Raw genomic sequence first — 26,435 nt, forward strand, 5'->3', positions numbered from 1 at the left:
ACCGTGCGGATTCTCGTGGTGGGTGGCAGTGGCCTGATCGGCGCTCATGTCGTGGACGTGCTGCGCGAGCGCGGCCATGCCACCACCACTGTGGCGCGCACCGCCCAGCCGGGGGTCGACCACCTGCTCGATGTGGGCTCCGCCCCGATCGAGGAGCTGCGGCCGTTGCTCGCCGGCCACGACGGCGTCGTGTACGCCACACGCACCGACGAGCAGCGGCCACTGCCCAAGCCGATCTATCCCCAGTTCCGCCGCGACAACGTGGAGCCGGTGGTACGCCTGTTCACCGCCGCCCGCCTGGAGGGCCTCACCCGCGGTGCCGTCATGGGCTCGTACTACACCTACTTCGACCGGCGGCATCCGCAGTGGCGGCTCGCCGAACGGCACACGTACATCAGGTGCCGGGTCGAGCAGGCCCGGGAGGGACGCGCGGCGGCCGGCCCGGATCTGCCGATCGCCGTCCTCGAACTGCCCTTCGTCTTCGGTCGGTCCGGCGACCGGCTGCCGAACTGGGCCGGGCCGCTGGACCGGTGGGCGCGCTCCCGTACCCCTCTGGTGGCCCCGACCGGCGGGAGCGCCGCGGCCTCGGCGCGTAGCGTCGCCCAGGTCACGGCGGACGCTCTGGAGCAGGCCAGTGGCGCGGACATCCCGGTCGCCGACGAGAACCTCACGTGGCACGACATGCTCGGCCGCATCGCCGAGGCGGTCGGCCGACGCCGCCGGGTCGCCCGACTGCCGGCCGGCGCGGCGAAGGCCGCCCTCCGACTCGGCGGCGGGTTGCAGGGCCTCGGGGGCAAGGAGTCGGGCATCAACCCCACCCACCTCCCGGACCTGCTGCTCGCCGAACTGTTCGTCGAGCCGACGACCGGCCGGTCGCTGGACTCCGCGCTGCGCGAGACCTTTCCCGCCTAGGCTGCCGGCGGGCGCGCGAGGTACGCGGTCTTGACGTCGGCCGAGAACCCGCAGGCGCGGTAGAAGGCGTGGGTCGCCGCGTCGCGCGAACCGGTCATCAGCATCGCCTTGTAGCAGCCGGCATCCCATGCGGCCTGGAGCGTCCCGGCCATGATCTGCCGGCCCAGACCGGTGCCGCGCCGTGCTTCCTCGACGACGACGTTCTCGACGACGGCGTAGGGCGACGCCGACCGGCTCAGGTTGGGTATCACGTTGAGGTACGTCGTGGCGACGACGACCCCGTCGACGTCGAGGACGAAGAGATGCAACCCTGGTGCCCCCAGGATCCGGTGGAAGGCCGCCTCGTCGGCGCCGTTGTCCAGCACCGGATCGTCCGGGTTCAGTTGCCGGTAGAGGCGGATGATCTGCGCGAAGTCATCGGGCCGAGCCGCACGGAACATGCGTCGAGCGTAGCCGTGGCACGGTGTGGCGGTGGTGCACGACGATGGCGCTCAGGAGCCCGACGGGCCCCGGTCCTCGAACTCGTACGTGGTGGTCAGCGCCTCCGGCAGGTCGGGGACGAGGGCGAACGTGCCGTCGACGACCTGCACGTAGCGCCTGCCCTGCAGGATCGAGTAGCTGCCGTCGGCGACCCGGTCGATGGTGAAGAGCTGCGTCGCCGCGGTCGGGTCACAGGGGTGGGCACGGACGCTGCCCGGCGCGGCGTCGTGCACGACCGTCATGCAGACCTGGCCGGCCCCGGCCGGGGTGGCCGCCACGATCCGGAACGCCTTCCCCGCGGGCCGCAGGACCCACAGCGTCCGGTCGTCGACGCCCGCCCCGGCGGTGGCCCGCACCCGGTCGTCGTCGGGGCCGGTCGCCAACGCCGCCCCACCCAGGCCGGGAACCGTGATCCGGACCTGCCGGCGACCGCCGAGGATGTCCTGCGGCCCCGCCGGGGAGGTCTGGCTCGGGGGAAGCGACGACGGGACCACCGACGGCTGCGTCACGCCCGCCGGGCCCACGGTCGGTGTCGGGACGTCGGCGCGTACCCGCAGCACGGCGGCGCCGACGGCCGCGACCAGCACGGCCAGGCCCACGCCGGTGACCGCCGCGCGGCGTCGACGCCGCCGGTCGCTGCGTCCGCGCAGCGCGCCGGCGGAGGGCAGGGTCGTGACGCGTCGGACCTCGTCGACGATCGCCCGCAGGTCGTCGTGCGGATCAGGCATGGGAGGTCCCCTCCTGGTTCACCTCGGTCAGCAGCCCGGCCATCGCCCGGCGACCACGGGCGAGATAGGTCTTGACGGTCCCGACGGGGGCCCGCATCTCGGCCGCCACCTCGGCGACGCTGAGGTCGTTCAGGTGGTGCAGCACGACGGCGCGGCGCTCGTTGGCGCTGAGCCGTTGCAACGCCTGGATCAGCGCGACGTGGTCCTCGCTGAGGCCGGGCACGCTCTGGTCGACGGCGGCCCGGTGGTGGGCGCGGATCCGGTTGAACGTCTTGCGCCAACTGCTCACCGCCGCCCGGGAGGCGACAGCGCGGACCCATGCCTCCGGGCTGTCCGCGTCCCGGACGGTGTGCCAGCGCTGCCAGGCCCGCATGAACGCCTCCGCGACGGCGTCCTCGGCCTCGCTGCGGTTGCCGGTCAGCGCGTAGACGTGACCCACGATCCGCCCCGCGCAGGCGGCGTAGAGGGCGTCGAACTCCTCAGCGTCACGCATCCGACCTGCGCCTTTCGAAGCCTCGTCCCCGGGTCACCGCGCATGGAACTCGCCGCGCCGACCCGGCCGGCGCCCGCCCGGTCTGTTTGTGATCACGGTCACACCGCCAAAGATCAACCGGGTGACGAGCCCAGACGTCATCGTGCCGTCCCGGGAGACACCCGTGGCGGAGAGGACGATGTGCGACGACGTCAACGACGCGCCCTGACGGCCGGGGTGCTGGCGACAGCACTTGTCGCGGCCGGCCTGGCGGCCCACCCGGCGAGCGCGCAGGTGCGGCCGGCGGCCACCGTCTCCGGCACGCCCGGCACCTTCACGCTGATCACCGGCGACCGGGTGTCCGTCGACGGGGCCGGCCGCCCGGCGATCGAGCGAGGGCCGGGGCGGACCGCGATGCGCTTCGTGACCAGCCGGGAGGGCGGCCACCAGTTCGTCGTCCCGGTGGACGCCCTGCCGCTGCTGCGCGACGGGCGGCTCGACCGGCGACTGTTCGACCTCACCACGCTGGCCGGGTTCGGCTACGACGACCGGGCGGCCGACCTGCCGCTGCTGGTCGCGTACCCCGGAAAGAACCCGGCGGGGGCGCGGACCGCGACCGTCGGGGGCGACGGGCGCGTGCGGGCCGACCTGCCCGCCGCCCACGCCCTCGCGGTGCGGGCGGGCCGCGACGACCGGGTGACGCTGTGGTCGTCGCTCACCCGGGGCACGTCCATGGCGCGCACGCTCACCGACGGGGTCAGCGCCATCTGGCTCGACGGCAAGCGGCGGGTGACGCTGGACCGCAGCGTCCCGCAGATCGGCGCCCCGACGGCCTGGCAGGCCGGCTTCGACGGCACCGGCGTCACCGTCGGCGTGCTGGACACCGGCATCGACGCCGCCCATCCCGACTTCGCCGGGCACCTCACCGAGGTCCGCGACTTCACCGGCGGCGACGACCCCGCCGACGCGGTCGGCCACGGCACCCACGTGGCGTCGACGATCATGGGCAGTGGGGCCGCCTCCGGCGGGCGGTACCGGGGTGTCGCACCGGGCGCGAAGCTGCTCGTCGGCAAGGTCTGCGCCACCACCGAGTGCCAGGACTCGGACATCATCACCGGCATGCAGTGGCTCGCCCCGCAGACGCGGGTGGTCAACCTGAGCGTGGGCGGCGACGACGCGCCAGGACTCGACCCCCTGGAGACGGCGGTGCAGGACCTCAGCCACCGGTACGGCACGCTGTTCGTGGTCGCCGCCGGCAACGAGGGCAAACCGAAGTCCGTGTCCTCGCCGGCGTCCGCCGACGACGCGCTCGCCGTCGCGGCCGTCGACGCCGACGACCAGCGGGCGTACTTCTCCAGCCGAGGCCCGCGCGTCGGCGACAACCACATCAAGCCCGAGATCAGCGCGCCGGGCGTCGACATCGTCGCGGCCGCCCCCGGCGGCGACTACGCCACCATGGCGGGCACGTCGATGGCCACCCCGCACGTGGCGGGCAGCGCCGCGATCCTCGCCGGCCAGCACCCGGACTGGACCGGAGCGCAGCTCAAGGCCGCGCTGATGGACTCGGCCAAGCCGACCGGCGCGGACACCCTCTACGAGCAGGGCGCCGGCCGGGTCGACATCGCCCGCGCGGTCACCCAGCCGGTCGCCGCCGACGTGGCCGCCATCGACTTCCCGGTCCAGCGCTGGCCGCACGCCGACGACACCCCCGTCACCCGGGTCGTCGGCTACCGCAACACCGGCGCCGCGCCGGTCACCCTGTCGCTGACCGTCGCCCCCGCGCCGGCCGGCATGCTCACCGTCAGCCCGACCACGCTTGTCGTACCGGCCGGCGGCCGGGCCGAGGCCACGATCACCGTGGACACCCGCGTGGACGCCACCGACGGCGTCTACCAGGGCGCGGTCGTCGCCACCGGCGCCGGTGACCTTCGGGTACGCACACCGTTCGCCCTCAACCGCGAGATCGAGAGCTACGACGTCGCGCTCCCCCACACCGGCCGGGACGGGAAGCCGGCCACCGAGTACACGACAGTCGCGGCGAACCTCGCCACCGGGGAGTTCAGCACCCTCACCTCCGAGCCGGGCGGCGGCACCCTGCGGCTGCCCGTGGGCCGCTACGCGCTCTACAGCACCATCCACGAGGGCGACGCCTCGACACTGCTCGTGCAGCCCGTCCTGGACGTCCACGGCCCGGTCACCGAGGCCGTCGACGCCCGTACCGCCAAGCCCGTCGCCCTGACCGTGCCGCAGCGCGACGCCGCGCCCACCGCGATCAACGTGAGCGCCAACTGGGACGACGGCTTCCGCTACCCGGGCGTGCAGCTCAGCGGGGTGTCGTTCGCGGACGTGTTCTTCGGCCGGATCGGGCCCGCCGTCGCCGCCCCCGAGTTCGCCGCGACCCTCGGCGTCGGACTCGCCCGTCCCGGCCGGGACGGGACCTTCCGCAACAGCCCTTACACGTACGACCTCGCCTACGTCCGCAAGGGCGACATGTTCACCGGACTGTCCACGAAGCTGACGCCGAAGAACCTCGCCACCGTCACCGCGACCTACCGCCGCCAGTCCACCACGGCGACGGCCGTCCGGTTCCACCGCGCGGCGGCGGCCGGCGGATCCGGCCCGATCGGGTCGAACACGCCCATCGACCTGCCGTTTCACGGCACCGAGTACTACAACACCGACGGCGGCCTCACCTGGACCTCCACGTTCGTCGAGGGCGACAACTCCACCACCCAGGAGTCGACCTTCCAACCGGGACGGGCGTACACCCAGACCTGGAACGCGGCCCCGTTCGGCCCGTCGGTGGCCCAGGCGCCAACCCTGAACCCCCTGGGGTACGCGGGCCGCGACGGCGACACCATCTCGATCGCTGGGCTGCCGCTGTTCGGTGACGCGACCGGCCGCCCCGCCGGCCGCGACGACCTGCCGGTAGAGGTCCGGCTGTTCCGCAACGGCACGCGAATCGGCACGTCGGACAGCCCGTGGGCGGAGTTCACGGTGCCCGCCGGCAAGGCCGACTACCGGCTGGAGGCCACCGCGAAGCGCGGCGCCCCGGACACCCTGTCGACGTCGGTGTCGGTGGCCTGGACGTTCACCTCGGCGCACACGTCGTCGCCGCAGCGGCTGCCCCTGACCACGGCTCGGCCGACGCCGATTCTCGATGACACCAACACCGCGCGGGCGGGCCGGATCATGGTGATCCCGGTCGGCCTGGACCGGCAGGCCGGCTCGCCGGCCGCGCCCAACCGGAAGCTCGGCGTCTCCGCGTCGTTCGACGACGGCAGGACGTGGATCGCGCTGCCGGTGGTGCGCGGCGTAGCGCTCATCGCTCACCCACGACGGGCCGGTTTCGTGTCGCTGCGCATGACGGCCACCGACACCGCCGGCAACACGGTGACGCAGACGGTGCTGCGGGCCTACCGGACCGCGTGACCTGTGGAGTCCGGGGCGGCCTGCCGTCGCCCCGGACTCCCCTGCCGGCGGGTTTCAGGAGTCGGCGGCGTCGCTGCCGGCGGCCCGGCGGCTTTCAGGAGTCGGCCGGGACCCCGGCCTCGAGCTGGCCGATCATCGGGGCGAGCAGGTCGTTGAGTTCCCGGGTCAGCACCGTGACAGCCCTGCGCGCTGCGGACGCCACCTGATCCTGCGGCCCGGCGGGCGCCGGCGGCAGCTCACCGAGCGGAACCGGCGCCTCCACCTGAAGCAGCGCCCGCAGGTGCGGGCGGCGCGTCACGTCCTGCTCCGACGGGGTCGTGTACTGCCCGAACATCTGCGGCCAGTCCTGCCAACCCCTGTCGCGTTGCCACTGCTTCGTCCAGGTCAGCTCCGCCGGCCAGCGGGAGATCACCGTCACCGCGCAGACCATGCCCCCGTCCCATGGGCTGCGCGTGCAGGACGCCGACAGGATCCGCCGGTGCCAGCGGACGTAGCCGGGTTCCAGCTCACAGGCGATGCGCCACGCGGTCGCCGCGAAGCTCACCGGGGCGATGTCGTCCCAACTGCTGGCGAACTCGTCGATCCGTCTCAGCACCTCGGCCTCGTACCGGCCGCGGCCGTCGACGTCGTGCTCCCGGTCGAAGTGCTCGTCGACCCAGAAAGCGCGCGGTTCCGGCATGGTCATCCCCGTTCACAGCGGCCGCCTCTTCGGACATCGTAGGGACCGCGCGCTCCGGCGTACCGCATGTTCGCTCTCAGCGGCACGTTCCCGCCTGCTGGCGAGCAGGTCGTGGAAGACGGCCGTCACCCACCGCTGCGAGCCGGGGGCGGTGTCGCCGTTGAGCGGTATACCTGTGAGTCATACTTATGACTCACAGGTATACGCCTCTCCAGACCGATCGAGCCCCGTGCGCTGCCGGCGCACGGCAGCGTGTGCCGGGCCCGCCGCCCTCGGCGCCGCGCAGGCACCGTCGCTCAGCCGACGAAGACGCAGAAGGGGTGCCCGGCCAGGTCGGCGTACACCCGCAGTGGCTCGTCGGGGTCGTCGATACGGTCGTAGCGCAACCGACCACCGAGGCGCAGGACCCGCTCGTGCTGGACGAGCAACTCCTCGACGGATTCCACGGTCAGGTCCAGGTGCAGTTGTTGGGGCACCGTGTTGTCCGGCCAGGTCGTCTCAGGTAGGTGATCCACCTGCTGAAACGCCATCTGGGACGCGCCCTCGGGGGTCCTGAGCACCAACCAGTCGCGCCCGCGCTGATCATCCTGCCCCGGCGCTGGCGGCTCGTCGCCGGGCCGGTAGACCAGACCCAGCAGCTGCCGGTAGAACTCCGCCAGCGACCGGGCGTCGGTGCAGTCGAGCACCACCTGGCACAGCTTGGGCACGCTCTCCTGGTCGACCATCCTCGATCACCTCCGGCGCCCATTGTGGTGGCGCCGGCCGGCTCTCGCATCCGCTCGGCTGTGCGAGGCTTGCGCGGTGACCGACTTCGCCATCCGCGCGGCCACCTCGGCCGACGCCGACTTCCTGGTGGACATGCTCGTCGAGGCCGTGAACTGGCTGCCCGAGCGCAACTGGCCTCGCGAGCGGATCCTGGCCGATCCCGCGCTGGCCCACTACGTGGCGGAGTGGATGCGGCCCACCGACCTCGGCGTGGTCGCGGTGGGCCCGGACGGTCGGCCGGTCGGCGCGGCCTGGTTCCGCTACCTCACCGCCGACGATCCCGGCTACGGGTACGTCGGTGACGACGTGCCAGAGTTGACCATCGGCGTGGTGGACGCCTGGCGGGGTCGGGGTGTGGGCCGGGCGCTGCTGCGCGCCGTCCTGGACAGCGCACGGGAACGCGGCATCCGTAGCGTGTCGCTGAGCGTCGAGCGGGCGAACGCCGCCGCCCGCCTCTATGCCGCCGAAGGGTTTCGCGCTGTCGAGTCGTTCACGGACGCGGACACGATGGTCGCCGACATCGGGGCCTGACGCTCAGGTGAGCTGCTGGGCCAGTCCGACGATGATGCCCTCCGGGCCGCGCAGGTAGCAGAGCAGGAAGATGTCCTCGTAGCGCTCCACCTCCCCGACGAGTTCGGCCCCGTGGGCACGCAGCCGGGCGACGACGTCCTCGATGTCGTCGACGGCGAACATGATCCGCCGAATCCCCAGGGTGTTCGTCGGGGCGTTCTCCGGTTCGTGGCTGATCGCCTTCGGCGTGTGGAACATCGCCAGCTCGACCTTGCCGTGACCGTCCGGCGTCCGCAGCATCGCGACCTCCTGGCGGACGTCGTCGAGGCCGATGACACGCTCCACCCACCGCCCCTCCACCGGCCCCCTGCCCTCCAGTTCCATGCCGAGTTCCACGAAGAACGCGATGACCGCGTCAAGGTCGTTGACAACAATGAGGACGTTGTCCATCCGCTGGATCGCCATGGGAGATCTCCTCGCTCTGCTGCGGCCGCCGTGGTCGCATCCTCCCCTGAGACGGAGCCACCGACGCGTTCTCGACACAAAGCGTTGGCTATTGGGCTGACCTCAGCCCGAGCGCGCTGTGTTCGATGACGCCTGCGGGCAGATCGGTGCGTCCAGACCCCTGCGTTGTCAGCGCCACCAGCTCGGCGCGTAGATCAACGACGGGCTCACCGAGCACGATTCCGCTGAGCACCAAATCGACCAGCAGGCTGTCGTACTGGTCCGAGCGGCGGCGGTAACGCGACGGATCGGACTCCACCACCACGGTGGAGATGCGCCAGCCCTCGCCAGGTACGGGTGAGAAGGACGCTTCGTAGATTCCGTTGCCGGTCCAGCTGCGATGCAGGAACACGACCTCGTCCTCAACGAACACGTTCCACTTCTCGTCCATGTCGCGAGCCCGGTAACCGAGCGTGATCCGTTTCCACTGCTCGTCGGACCAGGTTCGGGCTGGAAGCACCGCCAACGGCATCGGCGCCGCTATCGGCGAGACGTGGCGCAGCGACGACCGGGTCACCGGCGCAGGTTCGATCATCAGCAGATCCTACGAGCCCACCTGATTAGCGCGCGAGAGCTGTCATCGCGCTGCCGGCGGAGCGCTTCCCACGATAGATAACCTAACAGCGATTTAGCGCGATCGGTATCGGGCGGACAACCGACTGCGCAGGTCAGCGGTGGTGACTACGTTCGCCCAATGCCCACGAACGTGATTGCTGCGGGTGCCTGGACACCCGGCGGCCCGAGCGTCAACCGGATCGGATTCGGCGCGATGCGCCCGGCGGGTGACGACAACGCGGCGAGCGACCCCGTGCCGGTCGTCGGAGTGCTGCGCCGGACGGTCGCACTCGATGTGGACCACATCGGCGCGGCGGCCTTCCACTTCTCGCCGCTCCGGTCGATCACGCACTGGGTGAGCTAGCGGTTGGCCAGCCTCGTGTAGCAGCTCTCGGCAGGTTGCAGCCCTGCCACGAGCCCACGATCCCCGACGGAAGGTTCGTCACGTGCAGGCAGCGAAATCGCCCATTGCCACCCCGCCGCCGTCCAACAGCTCATGGCTGGTTGCCCGAGGACTCATTCCCGCGAGCGGCCCTCGGCGCGTGCTGGCCTTCGCGACCTTCGTCAACATGCTCGGAAGTGGCATCTTCATGGCCAGTGCCGTGCTCTTCTTCACCCGGTCCGTCGGGCTTCCCCTTGCCGAGGTCGCTCTGGGCATGGGCATCGCAGCGCTGGCCGGAATGCTCGCCGGAGTCCCGGTGGGACATCTCGCCGATCGGCGGGGGCCACGCGAGATCTACCTGCTGACGCTGATCGTTCGAGCCACCACCATGGCCGCTCTGGCATTCGTGCACACGTTCTGGCTCTTCGTCGTCCTGGTTTGTCTGACCCAGCTCGCCCACTCAGCCGGCGGAGCGTCTCGCGGTCCGCTGGTGCGTGGCTACGCGGGCACGCACCTGGCCCGGTACCGGGCCTATCTGCGTTCGGTCGCCAACCTCGCCGGATGTTGCGGCGCCCTCGCCGCCGGCGCTGCGGTGCAACTGGACACCCGAGCGGCCTACCTCGCCCTGGTCGTCGGCAACGCCATCAGCTTCGTGGCATGCGCCGCCATCATCACCCGGCTGCCCTCGCTGCCGCCTGTTCCAGTCCCCCGGATGACCGGGCGCTGGATTGCACTGAGGGACAAGCCCTTCCTGGCGGTCACCGTGCTCGACGCCATCCTGGGAATTCAGGGCCAGGTACTGGTCTTCGCGCTGCCGGTGTGGATCATCTCGCAGACGCATGCTCCGCGCTGGTTCGTCGGGGTGGCCGTGCTGGTCAACACCGCCCTCGTGGCGGCGCTTCAGGTCAGAGCGAGCCGGGGGATCGACACCAGTCCAGCGGCGGGGCGGGCGATGCGCCGCTCCGGCGTGGCGTTCCTGGTCGGGATGGCCCTGATCGCCGCCACGTCGACGATGCCCGGATGGCTCGCCGTCACGGTGATAACGCTGGGGGTCGCCGCGCACACCGTCGGCGAGTTGTGGCACGCAGCGGGGTCACTCGAGCTGCAGTTCCGACTCGCCCCCGCGCACGCGCAGGGCCAGTACACGGGAGTATCCGGGCTCGGCACGGGCCTGGCCAACGTCGCCGCCCCTTCCATATTGGGCGTGCTCTGCATCGTCTGGGGGGCTCCCGGCTGGCTGTTGATGGGCGGCATCTTCGTCGCCGTAGGGCTCGCCGTCCCAGCGGTCGTCCGGTGGGGCGAGCGAACGCGCCCAGAGTCAGCGGAGGCCGCGCTCGTCGGCAGCGGAACCTAGGGCCGCGAGCCGGCCAACGCCGTCCCAGGAACAACCAGGACAGGCTGCAGGTCGCCGGCGGTGGGCGTCCGGGACCCCGGCCGGGACGTCCGATGTTAGGTTCGCCGGCATGAGTCGGCAGATCACAGCGAGGGAGTTTCACGCGGCCGAGGGTGTGGAGGACTGGCGCTCTCTGTATCACCTGGTTTCCGCCCACTTCCCCACTCGCTCGTTGACCGACGGCATCGCTTTCGCCGATGCGATCGGCCGGCTCGCCGACCAGGCCGAGCAGCGGATTCTGACCATCGACCTACGTGACGCCGGCGTCACGGTGTCCCTGTCCCGGCGCGATGCCGGGCTGGCCCGGCGGATCTCGGCGGCCGCGCGGGAACGGGGGCTCTCCGCCGACCCGACCGCCGTGCAGGTCATCAACGTCACGCTTGACGCGCTCGTCGGCGCGGATGTGCTGCCCTTCTGGCGTGCGGTGCTCGGCTACTCCCCAATCGGCGACGACTACCTCTACGACCCGTCGCGTCGCGGCCCCGGCTTCGGGTTGCAGCAGATGGACGTACGGCGCTCGCACCGCAACCGCATGCATCTCGATGTCGCCGTCCCGCACGACCAGGCCGAGGCGCGCATCGCCGCCGCCCTGGCCGCCGGCGGCCGGTTGGTGTCCGACGCGTACGCGCCGATGTGGTGGGTGCTGGCCGACGCCGAGGGCAACGAGGTGTGCGTCGCCACCTGGGTCGGCCGCGATGCCGGAGCGTCCGGGACGCTCTGAACCGCGGCCATCGTGGTCCCCCCACGGCTGCTGTGCGCCCCATTAGGGTCGGCGGCATGACGCCAGCCCCTACCACCACCGCCTTCGACTCGCTGCGCCTCGACGCGGTGCCCGACCAGGAAACGCTACGCCGGGCCTATGAGCTCCCCGGCGAGGCGGCCGTGCGGAAACAGATGACCGAACTCACGGACCAGACCCGACGGTTGATCGGCTGCTCGTCGTTGGTCCTGGTCGCCAGCGTGGACGCCGAGGGCAACTGCGACGTCTCCCCGCGCGGCGGCCCCGCCGGGTTCGTCGCCGTCCTGGACGCGCGGACGGTGGCGATCCCGGATGCGACGGGCAACAAGCGCCTGGACACCCTGCAGAACGTCATCGCCACCGGACGGGCCGGGCTGCTGTTCCTCATTCCGGGGCGCACCACGACACTGAGGGTGAACGGCCGGGCCTGCGTCTCCACCCGCCCCGACCTGCTGTCGCAGTTGACCGCCGTGGGCAAGCCGCCGGCCAGTGCGCTGGTGGTGGGAATCGAGGAGGTCTACCCGCACTGCCCCAAGTCGCTCCTGCGCACCGGAGTCTGGGACCCGGAGCGGTGGCTGTCGGCGGACGCCCAGCCGACCTCGGCCGAGGTGACGCTGGCACAGCTACGGATGCCGGAGCTGACGATCGCCGACATCGAACAGGCGGAGGCGGACTCGCTGAAGTACCGGTACGAGTGACGGGGCTGGCGTTTGCGGCACGGGCACTCCAGGGATCGCCGCCTCGCCTTCCTCCCGTTCTTCATCAACGCCATGCGGTCGAGCGCGGCGCAGGTGCGCCGACGGGCCGTCAGGCCCTGTCCCTTCCCGGACCGCACACCGGAGGAGATCTTCCGGCTGCTCCACGCGGACGACACGGAGTTCCGGGAGCAGTTCTGGTTCATGCAGTGGGGTGAGACCGTCGACAACGTCTCCACGTACGCCTACCTGGACGACGATTTGGTGATCGTCTTCGCGTTCTGGCGGCCAGACCATCCCTTCCCGGATGACCTGGGCAAGGTCTTCGTCGCCAGAGTCTCACCGGACGAGCTCGTGGCCACCGTCGAGGAAGCAGCCGATCTGCTGGACGTCGAGTTCGTTGACACCGATCCGCCCCGGTGAGCGAACCGCCACACCTACCGCGTCAAGTCCATCTTGACCACTTCGCGCGCCAGAACGCCTCATCGCATCCCGAGTCGAGGGGACCTTTGTATCAGTCCTCGGTGACGATGAAGGGCGTGTAGCCCTCCCCCACCTCCGTCACCTCAAGGTCGCTGAAGACGAGAGTGAGGACGTGAGCGTTCATCTCGAAGCGGACCTCGTGAAAGGGGATGCCGATCCTGTCAGCCCAGGACCTCCCACGCTCGGAGTCGGCCACCACCTCGGCGCCTGGGTAGAGCGACTGCCAGCGCACCGCCCAAACGAAGCCGTCCAGGTCCGGACCAATCTCCCGGTCCGTCAGCCGGTCGTCGAGCGAACGACGCCAGATGTCGGGACCCACTACCGTCCGCACCTCGGCGGAGACGCAGTACTTGAAGAGGTAACGAAGATGGACCGGTGGGATGCCGGAACGCGGGTCTGCGGTGACGTAGACAATGACTTCGTAGTCGCGGATGTAGTCGGTGTACCCGTGCTGTACGACAGCGCCGTCGAAGATGTCATCCAACGCCTGGCTGAGCTGCGCGATCTCCACGCTCCCGTTCTACACCCGCCGGAATCCTGCCCGACGGGGCGGCCCCGCGTCACTGTCGACCGTCAAACCCTTATCCCCACGACCTGAGCGAGGATGAGGCAGTGGATGAGCGACCCGTCTTCAGCGACCCATGGTGGGACCTACGCCAAGGCGGCCCCGCCGAACGCCAACTACAGCAGACCCTGCAAGCCGAACTCCTCACCGAGCTGGCTGCGGGACATCTTCTCCATGACCAACCCACCAAGGTCATCGCCAGGTCCGAGGTCTCGGACGACATCGTCGTCGAACTTCCAGCCGGACGCTGCGCACTCATCCACCTCACCTGGAAAGGCGCAGCCGAAACACCGCCTTGGCCGAAGGCCGAGTTCTACGACACCCTCCGCGACCTCGAACAGCATCTACAGGAGCCAGACTGAACGACAAGGGCGAAGAGACAAGATCCGGACGCGCCGAGCCATCGACACGGCGTTCGGCGAGGGCTAGGTCACCAATGACGGCCCGGAACCCATTGACGACTGATCGTGTTACCCGTGGCCGCGGGACGACCGTAATTGCGGCTCAGCGACCGTGCGCCCGTCACTTGGCGTTGAAGTAGCTCGCCTCCGGGTGGTGGACCACGATGGCGTCGGTGGCCTGCTCCGGCATCAGCTGGAACTCCTCGGACAGCTCCACGCCGATCCGCTCGGACCCCAGCAGGTCCACGATCTTCGCCCGGTCCTCCAGGTCGGGGCAGGCCGGGTAGCCGAACGCGTACCGGCAGCCCCGGTAGTCGTTGCGCAGGATGCCCGCCAGGTCCGTCGGGTCGTCGTGGCCCAGCGGACGCCCGTCGGGCAGGGTCAGCTCGGCACGGATGCGCCGGTGCCAGTACTCCGCGAGGGCCTCGGTGAGCTGCACGGACAGCCCGTGCACCTCCAGGTAGTCGCGGTACTCGTTGCGGGCGAACAGCTTCGCCGCGTACTCGCTGACGGGTTGACCGACGGTGACCAGTTGCAGCGCGACCACATCGAGCTGGTCGCCCTTGGGCTTGAAGAAGTCGGCCAGGCAGAGCCGACGCTCCTGGCGCTGGCGGGGGAACGAGAACCGGGCGCGCTCCGCGTGCCCGTTCTCGTCGAGCACCACCAGGTCATTACCTTCGGAGTACGCGGGGAAGTAGCCGTACACCACGGCTGCCTCAAGGACCTGGTCGGCGATCAGCCGGTCGAGCCAGTAACGCAGGCGCGGGCGGCCCTCGGTCTCGACCAGCTCGTCGTAGGACGGGCCGTTGCCTCCCCGGGCGCCGTTCAAGCCCCACTGCCCTCGGAAGGTCGCCCGCTCGTCGAGCAGCGCCGCGTAGTCGGCCATCGGCACGCCCTTGACCACGCGGGTGCCGAAGAACGGCGGGGTGGGCACGGCCACGTCGGCGGCCACGTCGGAGCGTACCGACGAGTCGTGCAGCTCCGGCAGCGACTCGGTGACCACCGAACGCTGGCGCTCGCGGCGCGCTCGCCGGGCCGCGAGGGCCGCCTCCCGCTCCGGGTCGATGACCGGCGCGCCGCCACGCTTGGCGGTCATCACCTTGTCCATGAGGGACAGCCCCTCGAACGCGTCCCGCGCGTAGTGCACCTGGCCCGGGAACATCGACCGCAGGTCGTCCTCGACGTACGCCCGGGTGAGCGCCGCCCCACCCAGCAGCACAGGCCAGCGCTCCGCGACGCCGCGCGTGGCCATCTCGGCCAGGTTCTCCTTCATGATGACGGTGCTCTTGACCAGCAGCCCGGACATGCCGATCGCGTCGGCGCGGTGCTGCTCGGCGGCGTCCAGGATGGCGCTGATCGGCTGCTTGATGCCGATGTTGACGACCTCGTAGCCGTTGTTGGACAGGATGATGTCGACGAGGTTCTTGCCGATGTCGTGCACGTCGCCGCGCACGGTGGCCAGCACGATGCGACCCTTGCCGCCGTCCTCGGTGGCCTCCATGTGCGGCTCCAGGTACGCCACCGCGGTCTTCATCACCTCGGCGGACTGGAGCACGAACGGCAGCTGCATCTGCCCGGAGCCGAACAGCTCGCCGACGACCTTCATGCCGTCCAGCAGGATGTCGTTGATGATCGACAGCGGGGAGCGGCCACCGGCCATCGCCTCGTCCAGGTCGGCCTCCAGGCCGTTGCGCTCACCGTCGACGATGCGCCGCTTGAGTCGCTCGTCCAGCGGCAGCGCCGCCAACTCCTGCGCACGGGTGGCGCGCGCGCTCGTCACGTCGACACCCTCGAAGAGCTCCAGGAAGCGCTGCACCGGGTCGTAGCCCTCGCGGCGCCTGTCGTAGACCAGGTCGAGGGCGACCTCGCGCTGCTCGTCGGGGATCTTCGACATCGGCAGGATCTTGCTGGCGTGCACGATGGCCGAGGTCAGGCCGGCCTGGACGCACTCGTGCAGGAACACCGAGTTGAGCACCTGCCGGGCCGCCGGGTTGAGCCCGAACGAGATGTTCGAGATGCCCAGGGTGAAGTTGACGCCCGGGTAGCGGCGGGCGATCTCGCGGATCGCCTCGATCGTCTCGATGCCGTCGCGGCGGGTCTCCTCCTGACCGGTGGCGATCGGGAAGGTCAGCGCGTCGATCAGGATGTCGGAGCGGTCCATGCCCCACCGGCCGGTCAGGTCGTCGATCAGCCGCGCCGCGACCCGAACCTTCCACTCCTGGGTACGGGCCTGCCCCTCCTCGTCGATTAGCAGCGCCACCACGGCCGCGCCGTGCTCGCGCACGACAGGCATGACCCGCGCGTACCGGGAGTCGGGGCCGTCGCCGTCCTCGAAGTTCACCGAGTTGACCACGCACCGGCCGCCGAGCATCTCCAGCCCGGCCTCCACCACGTTCGGCTCGGTGGAGTCCAGCATGATCGGCAGCGTCGACGCGGTGGCGAACCGGCCGGCCAACTCGCGCATGTCCTGCGTGCCGTCGCGGCCGACGTAGTCCACGCACAGGTCGAGCAGGTGCGAGCCGTCGCGGGCCTGGCTGCGGGCGATTTCCACGCAGGCGCGGAAGTCACCGGCGAGCATCGCCTCCCGGAACGCCTTGGAGCCGTTGGCGTTGGTCCGCTCGCCCACCATCAGCACCGACGCGTCCTGGGCGAACGGCACCGGGTGGTAGACCGACGAGACACCCGCCTCGTGCCGCGGCTCGCGCGCCGGGGCGGTGACGCCGTGCAGCCGCTCGGACAGCACCCGGATGTGCTCCGGGGTCGTGCCGCAGCAGCCCCCGACCAGCCCCACGCCGTACTCGGTGATGAAGCGTTCCAGGGCCTCGGCCAGCTCCACGGGAGTCAGCGGGAAGTACGCCCCGTCGGCGGTCAGCACCGGCAGGCCGGCGTTCGGCATCACCGACAGCGGGATGCGGGAGTGCTGCGACAGGTAGCGGAGGTGCTCGCTCATCTCGGCCGGGCCGGTGGAGCAGTTGAGCCCGATCAGGTCCACGCCGAGCGGCTCGATGGCGGCGAGGGCCGCTCCGATCTCGCTGCCGACCAGCATCGTGCCGGTGGTCTCCACCGCCACGTGGCAGATGATCGGCACGGACTGGCCCAGCTCGGTCATCGCCCGCTTCGACCCGACCACCGCCGCCTTGACCTGGAGCAGGTCCTGGCAGGTCTCGATGATCAACGCGTCCGCGCCACCGACGATCAGACCGGCGGCGTTCTCCTGGTACGCGTCGCGCAGGGTCGCGTAGGGGGCGTGCCCGAGGGTGGGCAACTTGGTGCCCGGGCCGATCGAGCCGAGCACGAAGCGGGGCCGCTGCGGGGTGCTGGCCGCGTCGGCGGCCTGCCTGGCGATCCGGGCGCCGGCCTCGGACAACTCCCGGATGCGCTGCGGGATGTCGTACTCGGCGAGGTTGGCGAGGTTGGCGCCGAAGGTGTTGGTCTCCACGCAGTCCGCGCCGGCGGTCAGGTAGGCGTCGTGCACCCCCCGCACCACGTCCGGACGGGTGACGTTGAGGATCTCGTTGCACCCTTCGAGGCCGTCGAAGTCGTCGAGCGTGAGGTCAGCGGCCTGCAACATCGTGCCCATCGCCCCGTCGGCGATGAGGATCCGATCGGCCAGCACATCCAGCAACGAAGTCCGCACCCGTTCAGGTTAGTGCCGTCCTGCCGGAACCCGAGCGCCGTCCGGGCCCGATCCCATATTGTGTCGGGCGGATCACGCTGTCCGGTTCGCTGCCGTATGCCCAGTGGTGGACCGAGCGGACCGGCGCGGCCGACGGGCCGCATCCCTGCCCGGCACGTAGGCTGGCGGACGTGAAGGACAACAGGGACGCCACCGTGCACCACGGCCCGACGACCGGGCGCGGTCCCGGTGTCGGCCGCGACGAGCAGGGTGAGGTGACGGCGTGACCGAGTTCGACGGACTGCCGGTACTGCGGTCCCCCGTGGCCATTGCCGCATTCGAGGGCTGGAACGACGCCGCCGACGCGTCCACCGCGGCCGTCGAGCACCTGGAGCAGGTCTGGAACGCGCGGCAGATCGCCGAGCTGGATCCGGAGGACTTCTACGACTTCCAGGTCAGCCGGCCCACCATCACCATGGCCGACGGGGAGACCCGCCGGGTGGAGTGGCCGACGACCCGGTTCATGGTGGCGAGCCCCGAGGGCACCGAGCGCGACGTGGTGCTGATCCGGGGCATCGAGCCGAGCATGCGGTGGCGGACGTTCTGCGAGCAGGTGCTGGAGATCTGCCACAGCCTGGAGGTGGAACGGGTGGTGCTGCTCGGCGCGTTGCTGGCCGACGTGCCGTACACCCGGCCGTTGCCGATCAGCGGCAGCGCCTCCGACGCGCAGGCCGCGGAGCGCTACCAACTCACCCCGACCCGCTACGACGGGCCGACAGGCATCGTCGGCGTGCTGCACGACGCCTGCGCCCGCGCCGAGGTCGACGCCGTGTCGTTCTGGGTGCACGTGCCGCACTACGCCAACAATCCGCCCTGCCCCAAGGCGACCCTCGCGCTGCTGCACCGGGTCGAGGAGGTCGTCGACCTCCCGGTGCCGATGGCCGACCTGGCCGAGGAGTCCGCCGAGTGGGAGCAGCGGGTGCGCAGCGCCGCCGAGCAGGACGCCGAGCTGGGTGAGTACGTCCGTGAGCTGGAGGAACGCGTCGGCGACGAGGGCATCACCCCGTTGACCGGTGACGAGATCGCCCAGGAGTTCGAGAAGTACCTCCGGCGTCGGGGCGGCTCGGCCGGCCCCACCGCCGGCTCCTGGTAGCCCTGTTTCGCCGCGGGCCCTCGGACCTTTTGTGGTCCGAGGGCCCGTTTTCGCGTGTCCGGGGTGGCGGCGTCACACCCTCTAGGGCATCCTAGGAACCTAGATGTGATCAAGGAGGCGGGTGTGCAGATCAACCCCGGCGCGGCCGAGTTCCCCCACCGGCAGATCGCCGCTCAGCTCAAGGCCCAGGTCCGTCGCGGGGACTGGGGACCGGGCGAACGACTGCCGTCCATCCCGGCCATCGCCGAGATGTTCGGCGTCGCCAAGCAGACCGTGCAGCGCGCCGTCGACCAGCTGCGGGTCGAGGGCATCCTGATCACCAAACCCGGCTCCGGTACGTACGTCCGGGGCACCCGGCGCCGACTCAACCGGCTCTCCCGGGGCCGGTACGGCGGTTTCCGCGGCTACCACACCGACCTGGCCGCCCGGTACCGCCAGCAGCTCGTCTCGGTCGGCCGCTCCCCCGCCCCGGCCGAGGTCGCCGACGCGTTCGGCGTCGCCGACGGCACCGACCTGCTCTGCCGCCGCCACCTCGTCCGCACCGACGACTCCCCCGTCGAGGTCGGCGCCTCCTGGTTCCTGCCCGCCGACACCGCAGGCACCTCGCTGGAGCGCGCCGAGGCGTTCGGCCGACCGCTCTACCAGGAGGCCGAGGAGGCCACCGGCAGGCGGTACGCCTCGGCGACCGACACGATCAGCGCCCGCCAGCCCAGCCGGGAGGAGGCGGAGACCCTCCAGATCCGGCCGGACACCCCGGTGCTGCACCTGCTGCACGTCGCGTACGACGCGAACCGCAAACCCATCGAGGTGGCCCAGGCGACCTGGCCCGGCCCGATGACCACCCTGACCGAGGAGTACAAGATTCCTGCCCCCACCCCGGAAGCCGATCCCGACCCCGGCCTGGTCCTGGGCTAGGTTCCGGCTCGGCGATCATGTCCGTCGGGCGCGTGGCGCGTGGCCAATCCGGCGCCTCGACGCGGTTGCGGGCGACCGTAGTCGGTGGCCAGGCCGCCTGTTGAACAGGCGTCTCACCTGGTTCGCGTTCGCGGTAGGCGGCGCGGTCACAGTTGGCACGGCCCGTGAATTGCGGTCAGGCTCTCTTGCGCGGATAGGTCTGTAATGCAAAGCTAACTTCATGACACACGAATCCGTCCCCCAGGCGGACGGGCCTCACGAGCTGTTGGCGGCCGTGCGCGACCTGACCCGCCAGGTCCGTGTCGCCCAGCGCGGCACGTGGTTTCCGCTGCTCGTCCTCGCAGTGATCACCCTGGTCGCGATACCCGTCTACCGGTACGCCCCCTACCTCGACGTATTCGGCACCTGCCGATCCAGCCCGCAGCACACGGCCTGCATCGGGCCCAACCCGACGCAGCTCGGGTACTGGACGGTCGCGCTGGTGCTCGCCTACGCGGCGATTGCAGGCTTCTACCTGAGACGGTCCCGACTGCGTGGCGTGGGCACCCCGATCCGCCCCTACGTCGTCGCCGGCGTCGCGTTGGCCCTTCTGATGGCGGCGGTGTCAGTCTGGCTGACGTTCCACCCGCTCATCCCCGTCCCCGCCGACCCCTTCTCCACCGACCCCGCCGAGATCGAGGTTGGGCCGGCGGCGTGGCTCATCAACGGGCTGGCCAGTCCCACAGCGGTCATCGCGCTGGCGCTGCTGGTGCTCGCGCGGGTCGAACGCAACTGGGCGCTGCTGGCGTACAGCCTCGTTTACCTGGCGATCGTAATGGTGCAGGGCGGCCAGGTCATCCACTCGACCTCGCCGTGGTTCTTCCTGCCGCACCTGCTCGTCCCGGCGGCGCTGCTGCTGCTCGGCAGTGCCGCCTTCGCCCTGCTCCAGCCGACCACCGAGGTTCAGGGGCGATGACCGACCATCCCACCAACGGTCTCGACGACGTGGTCCACCAGCGCGTCCGACTGGGCATCCTGGCCATCGCTCACCAAGCCCGCCAGGTCGAGTTCGGCTTCCTGCGCACCACCCTGCAGCTGACCGCAGGCAACCTCGGGCAGCACCTGACCGTCCTGGAAAAGGCCGAACTGGTCCAGATCGAGAAGGGCTACGAGGGCAAGCGCCCACGCACCTGGGTGACTCTCACCGCTGCCGGTAGGGCAGCGCTGCGCGATGAGGTCGCCCACCTCAAGCAACTCATCCATCAGGTCGAACAAGCGGAGACAGCGCCGGCCGACGGCCAGTGACCGCCGGCCAGCCGACGTGCGCGGACCGGATCCGGTGCCGCACGGGGGTCCGTCGCGCCCAGGCACGGACAGGCCCGCTGACTCCACCATCGGAGCCCTGACGTCTTCATCATCGACGAGCGCCGCCACCGTTGCGTCTATACACCCGGTATATATACTGCGAGTATATCGATGGCCGGAACGCTCGGTTCCGCCGTCGAGCAACCCAGGGGAGGATCAATGCCAATCGTGAAACCTGGTGGTGCACAGGGGATGACGCGCCGTGGCCTTGTCGGAGCCGCGCTGGCGGTGGGGGTCGGCGTACCGCTCGGCATCGCCGGCCGCGCCACGGCGGCCACCGCCGATTCGGGTCCGGTCCGGCTCACTCTGCCTCGGCCGACCGGGCCGTACCCCGTGGGCACGGTGCCGCTGCACCTGGTCGACCGGTCACAGCCGGAACCGCTGGCCGGAGCGGGGCGGTTCCGGGAGCTGATGGTCAGCGTCTGGTATCCCGCCCGCAACGAGCGGCGCTACCCACGCGCCCCGTGGATGACCCCCGCCTCGATGCGCATGCTCCTGGGCTCCGCCGGCTTCGACCCCGACGCCGTGCTGGCACCACTGACCGCCGGGCACGAGGGCGCGCCGGTGTTGCGGCGGCACCCGGGCCGACGGCTGCCGGTGGTGCTGTACTCGCACGGCGCCGGCAGCCACCGGTCGGACACCACAATCGTGGTGCAGGAACTCGCCAGCCACGGGTACGTGGTGGTCACGGTGGACCACACGTACGACGGGTTCAGCGAATTCCCCGACGGCCGAGTCACCGTCCAGGAGGAGGACTTCGACTCCACGCCGTGGACCTACACCCGCGATGTTCGATTCGTCCTCGACCAGATCGCCGACCTGGCCGCCGGGGCCAACCCCGACGTCGACGGCACGCCGTTGCCGGCCGGGCTGGGCGCAGCCCTCGATCTGAGCCGGATCGGCATGTTCGGCTGGTCGAAGGGCGGCACCGCGACGGCCCTGACCATGGGCACCGACCGACGTGTCCGGGCGGGGCTGAGCCTGGACGGCCCGATGGTGTCACAGCCGATGCCCACCGCCGACCTGTACCGGCCGTTCATGCTGATGACGGCGGAGTCCACCCGGGCCGCGGAGCCCGCCGTCGCCGAGTTCTTCACGCACCTACGCGGATGGCGGCTCAACATCCAGGCCGCCGAAGCGATCCACGCGTCGTACGGCGACAACCAGTGGCTGATTCCGCAACTGGCACGGGTCATCGGGATGAGCGACGAGGAACTCGTCGGCCTGATCGGCAATCTCGACCCCGCCCGCGCGGTCCGCATCGGGCAGGCGTACCCGCTGGCGTTCTTCGACCTGCACCTGCGGCACCGGGGCGGCCACCTCCTGAGCGGCCCGAGCCGGGCCTTCCCCGAGGTGGCGTTCATTCCGTGACGCGTTGATCGACTCGGCTTCCGGGCAATCGGTGCGTCGCGCGCGGTTGGACGCCGCGACTTCCCGGGAACCGAGTCGATCAACCTCCCGGGTCGGCGTGCGGCCGTCCGCGGAGCGGGTGGGCTAGAGACGGACGCCCAGGAGGGCGTCCACCGTCTGGGCGAAGAGCGCCGGGGCACCAGCGTCATCGGCAGCGCCTGACAGTGCCGCATCGGCCCACCGGTCCGCCACGGCCAGGGCGCCCGGAGTGTCCAGGTCGTCGGCCAATCGTTCGCGTACCCCGGCCAGCAGCTCGGCCCCGGACGGCCCGGCGGGCGCGGCGGCGGCCCGCCGCCAGCGGTCCAGGCGCTCCTGCGCGGCCACGAGCAGCTCGCCGGTCCAGGTGCGGTCACCGCGGTAGTGCCCGGAGATCAACGCCAGCCGGATCGCCATCGGGTCGACCTTGTCGGCGCGCAGCCGGGACACGAAGACCAGGTTGCCGCGGGACTTGGACATCTTCTCGCCGTCCAGGCCGATCATCCCGGCGTGTACGTAGTGCTCGGCGAACGGCGCCTGACCGGTCAACCGCTCGGCGTGCGCGGCGGACGCCTCGTGGTGCGGAAACAGCAGGTCGTTGCCGCCGCCCTGCACGTCGATCCGGTCGCCGAGCAGGTTCAACGCGATGACCGCGCACTCGATGTGCCAGCCCGGTCGGCCCGGCCCCAGCTCCCCGCCCGGCCAGGACGGCTCACCCTCGCGGGCCCCCCGCCACAGCAGCGGATCGAGCGGGTCGCGCTTGCCGGCGCGGTCCGGATCGCCGCCGCGCTCCGGGAAGATCTCCAGCATCTGCTCGCGGGTCAGGTTGGACTCGTAGCCGAACCGGCCGGTGGCGGAGATGTCGAAGTAGACGTCGCCGGTGCCGTCGTCGAGCCGGTACGCGGCGCCGTCCTTCAGCAGCACCTCGACCTTGTCGGCGATGTCCGGGATCGACTCGACGGCGCCCACGTAGTGCTCCGGCGGGATGATCCGCAGCGCCTCCATGTCCTCGCGGAACAGCGCCGTCTCCCGCATCGCCAGGACCACCCAGTCCTCGCCGTCGCGGGCGGCCCGCTCCAGCAGCGGGTCGTCGATGTCGGTGACGTTCTGCACGTAGCGCACCGGACGGCCGGCGTCCCGCCACATCCGCTGCACCAGGTCGAATGTGATCATGGTGGCGGCGTGGCCGAGGTGGGTCGCGTCGTACGGGGTGATGCCGCAGACGTACATGCTTCCCGCGTCGTCCGGCTCGCTCGGGTGGACACCCTGCCGCGCCGAGTCGTACAACGCCAACGGCTCGCCCCTGCCCGGCAGCCGTGGCACCTCGTGTCCCGCCCAAGACTCCATGACCTCAGCCTAACCAGCCCTCAGGCGGCACCGGGCCGCCCCACGGGTGATCAAGATGACAGCGCTCACATGGGCGGCCAGGGCACCGCCGGCCAGTCCTCCGGCGGCTGCGGGAAGCGACCGGTCTCCCGCAGGACGTCGATGCGGGCAGCCAACTCGGCGACCTCACTGATCGTCAGGTGATCCGCCAGCTCGTCCCCGAGCGCCCCGGCGACCTCCCCGGCGAGCCCGTCGAGCATCTCCACGGCGTCCGGCGGCAACTGCTTACCGGCCCAACCCCACAGCACCGTGCGCAGCTTGCTCTCGACGTGGAAGCTCACCCCGTGGTCCACGCCGTAGATCCGGTCGTCCGCGCCGACAAGCACGTGGCCGCCCTTGCGGTCCGCGTTGTTGATCACCGCGTCGAGCACCGCGAGGCGGGCCAGCCGGGGGTCGTCGGCGTGCGCGAGGGCGTACGCGACGCCGTCGTCGTCCCGCGCCGCCGCGATGGGGAACCAGCGTGGCGGCAGCTCGTCGGCCGGCACGAACCCGACGAGCGGCTCGGCGTCGTCCGGCTCGTCGATCCAGAGCTGGCAGGAGCCGGGACCGAACGGCCCGTCGCGCAGCACCGTGGGCGGCACCAGACCCCAGCCGGTGGCAGCGGAGACCAGGAACGCCGACACCTCCCGCCCGGCGAGGGTGCCGTCCGGGAAGTCCCACAGCGGGCGCTCCCCGCGCACCGGCTTGTAGACACAGCGGGCCGTGACGCCGTCGAGGGTCAGGATGCCCCGCAGGGTGGTGTTCGACGCGTCGACCAGCCGACCCTCCAGGTCGAGCGTGCCGTCGCGCAGCAGCCGCAGCGCGGCGTCACCGTCGCGCAGAGGTTCGAGGCCGGACAAGGTCACCTGTGGTAACCGTTGTGGCGCGGGCACAGGTGCCCGGCGGGATCCAGCGGCTGGCCGCACAGGGGGCACGGCGGCCGACCCGCGTTGACGACGCGCCGGGCCCGCTCGATGAACTGGCGGGTGGCCTGCGGGGTGAGCCGGACCCGCAGGCGGTCCAGGTCCTCGTCGGGCTCCTCGTCCTCGTCCTCGTCGGCCTCGTCGTCGTCCTCGTCGCCCAGCTCGACCTCGGGCTCCACCTCGCCGGCGGCGATCGCCTCGATCACCACGGTCGCGGTGTCCACGTCGAAGGCCAGCCCGAGGGTCCCGACCCGGAACTCCTCGTCGACAGGAGTGTCCAGCGGCTCGTTGTCGCCGATGACCGGCGCCAGCTCGGGCAGGTCGACCCCGAAGCGACGCTGCGCCTCGGTGAGCAGTTCCTCCAGCTTCTCGGCGAGCAGAGAGACCTGGACCTTCTCCAGCGCGACGCTGACCAGCCTGCCGCCGCCGCGGGCCTGCAGGAAGAACGTGCGCTCCCCCGGCGGCCCGACAGTCCCGGCGACGAACCGCTCCGGCGGTTCGAAGGCGTGCACCTGGTGGGTCATACCCACGACCCTATCCGGCCCGCCAGGGCGTCGCGCACCCCACCGACCCGATTCGCCGCAGGGGCGGCGCGCCCGGTGTAGTGGGCGCCACACCCGGGCGTGGCGGCCTTTCCGGCGTTCGCCGACGCCGCCGCGGCCCGGCGCGTTGTCCCGGTACGCCTCACCGCGACGCACCCGCACCGCCGCCGACGGCGGCGTCCGAGTCGGCCGCCCGGGCCGTCCGCCGCCGCCGTTTGCGCGGCGCCGGGACCAGCGCGGCGAGGTCACCGCCGGTGTCGTTGAGCCGGACCAGGAACGGTCGCAGCGGCGTGAACCGGATCGCCGTCACCGACGCCGGGTCGGCCACGATCCGCTGAAAAGCATCCAGGTGTACGCCGAGCGCGTCCGCCACGATGGCCTTGATCACATCACCGTGGCTGCACGCCAACCAGACCGCCTCGGACCCGTGCTCCGCGCTCACCCGGGCGTCCCACGCGCGAACCGCCGCCACCGCACGGGCCGCCATCGCCGCCATCGCCTCCCCCTGCGGGAAGACCGCCGCGCTCGGGTGCTGCTGAACCACCGGCCAGAGGGGCTCCTTGGCGAGCTTCTTCAGCGGCTGCCCCTCCCAGCTGCCGTAGTCGCACTCGATCAGCCCGTCCTCGACGACCGGCGTGGCCTGCGGCAACGCCAGCTCCAGGGTCTGCCGGCAGCGGATCAGCGGGCTGGTGACGACCGCGGCCAGCGGCACCGCCCGCAGCCGTTCGCCCACCGCGGTGGCCTGGGCACGCCCGGTGTCGTCCAGCTCGACCGGCTGCCGACCGGCCAGGCCGCCGTCGGCGTTCGCCGTGGTACGGCCGTGTCGCAGAAGCAGAAGGGTCGCCACACCGATCACCCTAGGGCCTGCGCCGCACCCCCGACCGCCGTGGGCTCCGGCCCGCCCATCGTGCGGCGTCCGGCGGGGGGCGGGGTGATCGACTCACGTTCACTGAAACCGGGGTGTCCGTACGTCCCGGACAGCCCGGTTTCGCCGAAGCCGAGTGGATCACCCGGTGAGCGCCCGACGAAGGCCGCCGAACATGCACCGCGCGGGGCTTTTGTCCGACTATGGGGCGTCTGAGCTGTGACCGGGTGCACCCGTGGCGCGGAATCGTGGCGGGCCGGGGGTCGTTACACACCCTGACGATCGCAGGACCACGGCCAGCCCGCCGCCCGTCGTGGGGGTGGGAATGGCCGGCCCGGTCGGGTCGTTGCAGATCCCCGAACGACCGCAGGCCCGCCGAGCGCTCCGGCTAGATCCGGTATCCCCCGGCGGGCCGGCCCCGGGAATCACCCCGGCCCGACGGTCGTTACACACGGTCCCGGCGCCACGAGCCCCCGCTCGCAGGCCGCCGCCCCCGGTGCCGCAAGCCCCGCTCGCAGGCGCCGCCCGAGACTTTTCCCCGTGAACTGTGCAGCGCCGGACGAGGTGCTCACACCCCCGTCACCGCCCCCTGGTGATGCGGGTGTTCCTACCCCCGAAGGAGCTACCCCTC

26 protein-coding genes and 1 pseudogene are annotated in these 26,435 nt (G+C 71.3%); 14 read left to right on the forward strand and 13 right to left on the reverse strand.

The features are described 5' to 3' along the window. The first annotated feature begins 3 nt into the window (after positions 1–3). Positions 4–912 carry an NAD(P)-dependent oxidoreductase gene (locus AB0K10_RS31225; protein WP_363689488.1) on the forward strand — a complete coding sequence of 303 codons (909 nt, stop codon included), beginning with the start codon at positions 4–6 and terminating at the stop codon, positions 910–912. Here the strand turns inward: AB0K10_RS31225 and AB0K10_RS31230 are convergent. Genes AB0K10_RS31230 through AB0K10_RS31240 form a run of 3 tightly spaced genes read right to left on the reverse strand, consistent with a single transcriptional unit; the run spans position 909 to position 2,613 of the window. Continuing rightward, positions 909–1,352, reverse strand: coding sequence for a GNAT family N-acetyltransferase (locus AB0K10_RS31230; RefSeq protein WP_363689490.1), 444 nt, complete (start codon positions 1,350–1,352; stop codon positions 909–911). The two genes, AB0K10_RS31225 and AB0K10_RS31230, sit on opposite strands and share 4 nt — an antisense overlap. Before the next feature lie 51 nt (positions 1,353–1,403). Further along, a complete protein-coding gene (locus AB0K10_RS31235; RefSeq protein ID WP_363689492.1) occupies positions 1,404–2,120 on the reverse strand; it encodes a hypothetical protein in 717 nt (238 codons plus the stop codon). Then, positions 2,113–2,613 (reverse strand): SigE family RNA polymerase sigma factor, encoded by a 501-nt coding sequence (locus tag AB0K10_RS31240; protein WP_363689494.1) that lies wholly within the window; start codon positions 2,611–2,613, stop codon positions 2,113–2,115. The genes AB0K10_RS31235 and AB0K10_RS31240 overlap by 8 nt, the downstream gene beginning before the upstream one ends. 180 nt (positions 2,614–2,793) lie before the next feature. Here AB0K10_RS31240 and AB0K10_RS31245 point away from each other — a divergent pair, with 180 nt between their 5' ends. After that, positions 2,794–6,024 (forward strand): S8 family serine peptidase, encoded by a 3,231-nt coding sequence (locus AB0K10_RS31245; RefSeq protein ID WP_363689496.1) that lies wholly within the window; start codon positions 2,794–2,796, stop codon positions 6,022–6,024. A 94-nt stretch (positions 6,025–6,118) separates the two neighbouring features. Here AB0K10_RS31245 and AB0K10_RS31250 read toward each other — a convergent pair whose 3' ends face one another. After that, positions 6,119–6,703 (reverse strand): hypothetical protein, encoded by a 585-nt coding sequence (locus tag AB0K10_RS31250; protein WP_363689498.1) that lies wholly within the window; start codon positions 6,701–6,703, stop codon positions 6,119–6,121. Between the two features lie 296 nt (positions 6,704–6,999). Further along, positions 7,000–7,428 (reverse strand): VOC family protein, encoded by a 429-nt coding sequence (locus AB0K10_RS31255; protein WP_363689500.1) that lies wholly within the window; start codon positions 7,426–7,428, stop codon positions 7,000–7,002. A 76-nt stretch (positions 7,429–7,504) separates the two neighbouring features. Here AB0K10_RS31255 and AB0K10_RS31260 point away from each other — a divergent pair, with 76 nt between their 5' ends. Further along, on the forward strand, positions 7,505–7,999 hold the full coding sequence (locus tag AB0K10_RS31260) for a GNAT family N-acetyltransferase (RefSeq protein WP_363689502.1): 495 nt from the start codon (positions 7,505–7,507) through the stop codon (positions 7,997–7,999). Between the two features lie 3 nt (positions 8,000–8,002). On the opposite strand, the gene AB0K10_RS31265 is transcribed toward AB0K10_RS31260, so the two are convergent. Next, entirely contained in the window at positions 8,003–8,443 is a 441-nt protein-coding gene (locus AB0K10_RS31265; protein WP_363689504.1) for a VOC family protein, read from the reverse strand. Positions 8,444–8,531: 88 nt separating this feature from the next. After that, positions 8,532–9,017 (reverse strand): hypothetical protein, encoded by a 486-nt coding sequence (locus AB0K10_RS31270; protein WP_363689506.1) that lies wholly within the window; start codon positions 9,015–9,017, stop codon positions 8,532–8,534. 159 nt (positions 9,018–9,176) lie between these two features. Between AB0K10_RS31270 and AB0K10_RS31275 the strand changes: the two genes are divergently transcribed. From AB0K10_RS31275 to AB0K10_RS31295, 5 genes and pseudogenes are all read left to right on the forward strand, one after another. Next, positions 9,177–9,401 (forward strand): hypothetical protein, encoded by a 225-nt coding sequence (locus AB0K10_RS31275; protein ID WP_363689508.1) that lies wholly within the window; start codon positions 9,177–9,179, stop codon positions 9,399–9,401. Positions 9,402–9,483: 82 nt separating this feature from the next. Beyond that, entirely contained in the window at positions 9,484–10,773 is a 1,290-nt protein-coding gene (locus AB0K10_RS31280; RefSeq protein ID WP_363689510.1) for an MFS transporter, read from the forward strand. A gap of 109 nt (positions 10,774–10,882) precedes the next feature. Further along, entirely contained in the window at positions 10,883–11,533 is a 651-nt protein-coding gene (locus tag AB0K10_RS31285; RefSeq protein WP_363689512.1) for a VOC family protein, read from the forward strand. A 56-nt stretch (positions 11,534–11,589) separates the two neighbouring features. Beyond that, positions 11,590–12,249 (forward strand): MSMEG_1061 family FMN-dependent PPOX-type flavoprotein, encoded by a 660-nt coding sequence (locus AB0K10_RS31290; protein ID WP_363689513.1) that lies wholly within the window; start codon positions 11,590–11,592, stop codon positions 12,247–12,249. A 45-nt stretch (positions 12,250–12,294) separates the two neighbouring features. Further along, positions 12,295–12,669: pseudogene (locus tag AB0K10_RS31295) on the forward strand (hypothetical protein); the annotation flags it as partial. A gap of 91 nt (positions 12,670–12,760) precedes the next feature. On the opposite strand, the gene AB0K10_RS31300 reads toward AB0K10_RS31295, so the two are convergent. Beyond that, a complete protein-coding gene (locus tag AB0K10_RS31300; protein WP_363689514.1) occupies positions 12,761–13,240 on the reverse strand; it encodes a hypothetical protein in 480 nt (159 codons plus the stop codon). Between the two features lie 101 nt (positions 13,241–13,341). Here AB0K10_RS31300 and AB0K10_RS31305 point away from each other — a divergent pair, with 101 nt between their 5' ends. Next, on the forward strand, positions 13,342–13,656 hold the full coding sequence (locus AB0K10_RS31305; protein WP_363689515.1) for a hypothetical protein: 315 nt from the start codon (positions 13,342–13,344) through the stop codon (positions 13,654–13,656). A 160-nt stretch (positions 13,657–13,816) separates the two neighbouring features. On the opposite strand, the gene metH is transcribed toward AB0K10_RS31305, so the two are convergent. Further along, positions 13,817–17,332 carry a methionine synthase gene (metH, locus tag AB0K10_RS31310; protein ID WP_363689516.1) on the reverse strand — a complete coding sequence of 1,172 codons (3,516 nt, stop codon included), beginning with the start codon at positions 17,330–17,332 and terminating at the stop codon, positions 13,817–13,819. A 262-nt stretch (positions 17,333–17,594) separates the two neighbouring features. Between metH and AB0K10_RS31315 the strand changes: the two genes are divergently transcribed. From AB0K10_RS31315 to AB0K10_RS31335, 5 genes are all read left to right on the forward strand, one after another. Next, positions 17,595–18,464 (forward strand): PAC2 family protein, encoded by an 870-nt coding sequence (locus AB0K10_RS31315; RefSeq protein ID WP_007459801.1) that lies wholly within the window; start codon positions 17,595–17,597, stop codon positions 18,462–18,464. Positions 18,465–18,587: 123 nt separating this feature from the next. Beyond that, positions 18,588–19,379, forward strand: coding sequence for a GntR family transcriptional regulator (locus AB0K10_RS31320; RefSeq protein ID WP_363689518.1), 792 nt, complete (start codon positions 18,588–18,590; stop codon positions 19,377–19,379). A gap of 220 nt (positions 19,380–19,599) precedes the next feature. Next, the gene (locus AB0K10_RS31325; protein ID WP_363689520.1) at positions 19,600–20,334 is read left to right on the forward strand and encodes a hypothetical protein; all 735 of its coding nucleotides are present in this window, start codon (positions 19,600–19,602) and stop codon (positions 20,332–20,334) included. Next, positions 20,331–20,663, forward strand: a complete 333-nt coding sequence (locus tag AB0K10_RS31330) for a transcriptional regulator (RefSeq protein ID WP_363689522.1) — start codon at positions 20,331–20,333, stop codon at positions 20,661–20,663. The genes AB0K10_RS31325 and AB0K10_RS31330 overlap by 4 nt, the downstream gene beginning before the upstream one ends. 252 nt (positions 20,664–20,915) lie before the next feature. After that, positions 20,916–22,094 carry an acetylhydrolase gene (locus tag AB0K10_RS31335; protein ID WP_363689524.1) on the forward strand — a complete coding sequence of 393 codons (1,179 nt, stop codon included), beginning with the start codon at positions 20,916–20,918 and terminating at the stop codon, positions 22,092–22,094. 123 nt (positions 22,095–22,217) lie between these two features. On the opposite strand, the gene mshC is transcribed toward AB0K10_RS31335, so the two are convergent. The 4 genes from mshC to AB0K10_RS31355 all read right to left on the reverse strand — a co-directional run bounded on the left by mshC (position 22,218) and on the right by AB0K10_RS31355 (position 25,795). Further along, positions 22,218–23,456, reverse strand: a complete 1,239-nt coding sequence (gene mshC / locus AB0K10_RS31340) for a cysteine--1-D-myo-inosityl 2-amino-2-deoxy-alpha-D-glucopyranoside ligase (RefSeq protein WP_363689526.1) — start codon at positions 23,454–23,456, stop codon at positions 22,218–22,220. Positions 23,457–23,521: 65 nt separating this feature from the next. Next, positions 23,522–24,340 carry an SCO1664 family protein gene (locus tag AB0K10_RS31345; protein ID WP_363689528.1) on the reverse strand — a complete coding sequence of 273 codons (819 nt, stop codon included), beginning with the start codon at positions 24,338–24,340 and terminating at the stop codon, positions 23,522–23,524. Next, positions 24,337–24,921 carry a DUF3090 domain-containing protein gene (locus AB0K10_RS31350; protein ID WP_363689530.1) on the reverse strand — a complete coding sequence of 195 codons (585 nt, stop codon included), beginning with the start codon at positions 24,919–24,921 and terminating at the stop codon, positions 24,337–24,339. The genes AB0K10_RS31345 and AB0K10_RS31350 overlap by 4 nt, the downstream gene beginning before the upstream one ends. A 160-nt stretch (positions 24,922–25,081) precedes the next feature. Then, positions 25,082–25,795 carry an MSMEG_4193 family putative phosphomutase gene (locus AB0K10_RS31355; RefSeq protein ID WP_363689532.1) on the reverse strand — a complete coding sequence of 238 codons (714 nt, stop codon included), beginning with the start codon at positions 25,793–25,795 and terminating at the stop codon, positions 25,082–25,084. Positions 25,796–26,435 lie beyond the last annotated feature (640 nt).

The organism is Micromonospora sp. NPDC049274 (assembly GCF_040678875.1).
Taxonomy (GTDB): Bacteria; Actinomycetota; Actinomycetes; order Mycobacteriales; family Micromonosporaceae; genus Micromonospora.

Coding starts and splice junctions, on each gene's coding strand:
- AB0K10_RS31230 (WP_363689490.1), bottom strand. CDS start 1,352: ATGTTCCGTGCGGCTCGGCCCGATGACTTCGCGCAGATCATCCGCCTC.
- AB0K10_RS31235 (WP_363689492.1), bottom strand. CDS start 2,120: ATGCCTGATCCGCACGACGACCTGCGGGCGATCGTCGACGAGGTCCGA.
- AB0K10_RS31240 (WP_363689494.1), bottom strand. CDS start 2,613: ATGCGTGACGCTGAGGAGTTCGACGCCCTCTACGCCGCCTGCGCGGGG.
- AB0K10_RS31250 (WP_363689498.1), bottom strand. CDS start 6,703: ATGCCGGAACCGCGCGCTTTCTGGGTCGACGAGCACTTCGACCGGGAG.
- AB0K10_RS31255 (WP_363689500.1), bottom strand. CDS start 7,428: ATGGTCGACCAGGAGAGCGTGCCCAAGCTGTGCCAGGTGGTGCTCGAC.
- AB0K10_RS31265 (WP_363689504.1), bottom strand. CDS start 8,443: ATGGCGATCCAGCGGATGGACAACGTCCTCATTGTTGTCAACGACCTT.
- AB0K10_RS31270 (WP_363689506.1), bottom strand. CDS start 9,017: ATGATCGAACCTGCGCCGGTGACCCGGTCGTCGCTGCGCCACGTCTCG.
- AB0K10_RS31275 (WP_363689508.1), top strand. CDS start 9,177: ATGCCCACGAACGTGATTGCTGCGGGTGCCTGGACACCCGGCGGCCCG.
- AB0K10_RS31285 (WP_363689512.1), top strand. CDS start 10,883: ATGAGTCGGCAGATCACAGCGAGGGAGTTTCACGCGGCCGAGGGTGTG.
- AB0K10_RS31290 (WP_363689513.1), top strand. CDS start 11,590: ATGACGCCAGCCCCTACCACCACCGCCTTCGACTCGCTGCGCCTCGAC.
- AB0K10_RS31325 (WP_363689520.1), top strand. CDS start 19,600: ATGACACACGAATCCGTCCCCCAGGCGGACGGGCCTCACGAGCTGTTG.
- AB0K10_RS31330 (WP_363689522.1), top strand. CDS start 20,331: ATGACCGACCATCCCACCAACGGTCTCGACGACGTGGTCCACCAGCGC.
- AB0K10_RS31335 (WP_363689524.1), top strand. CDS start 20,916: ATGACGCGCCGTGGCCTTGTCGGAGCCGCGCTGGCGGTGGGGGTCGGC.
- mshC (WP_363689526.1), bottom strand. CDS start 23,456: ATGGAGTCTTGGGCGGGACACGAGGTGCCACGGCTGCCGGGCAGGGGC.
- AB0K10_RS31350 (WP_363689530.1), bottom strand. CDS start 24,921: ATGACCCACCAGGTGCACGCCTTCGAACCGCCGGAGCGGTTCGTCGCC.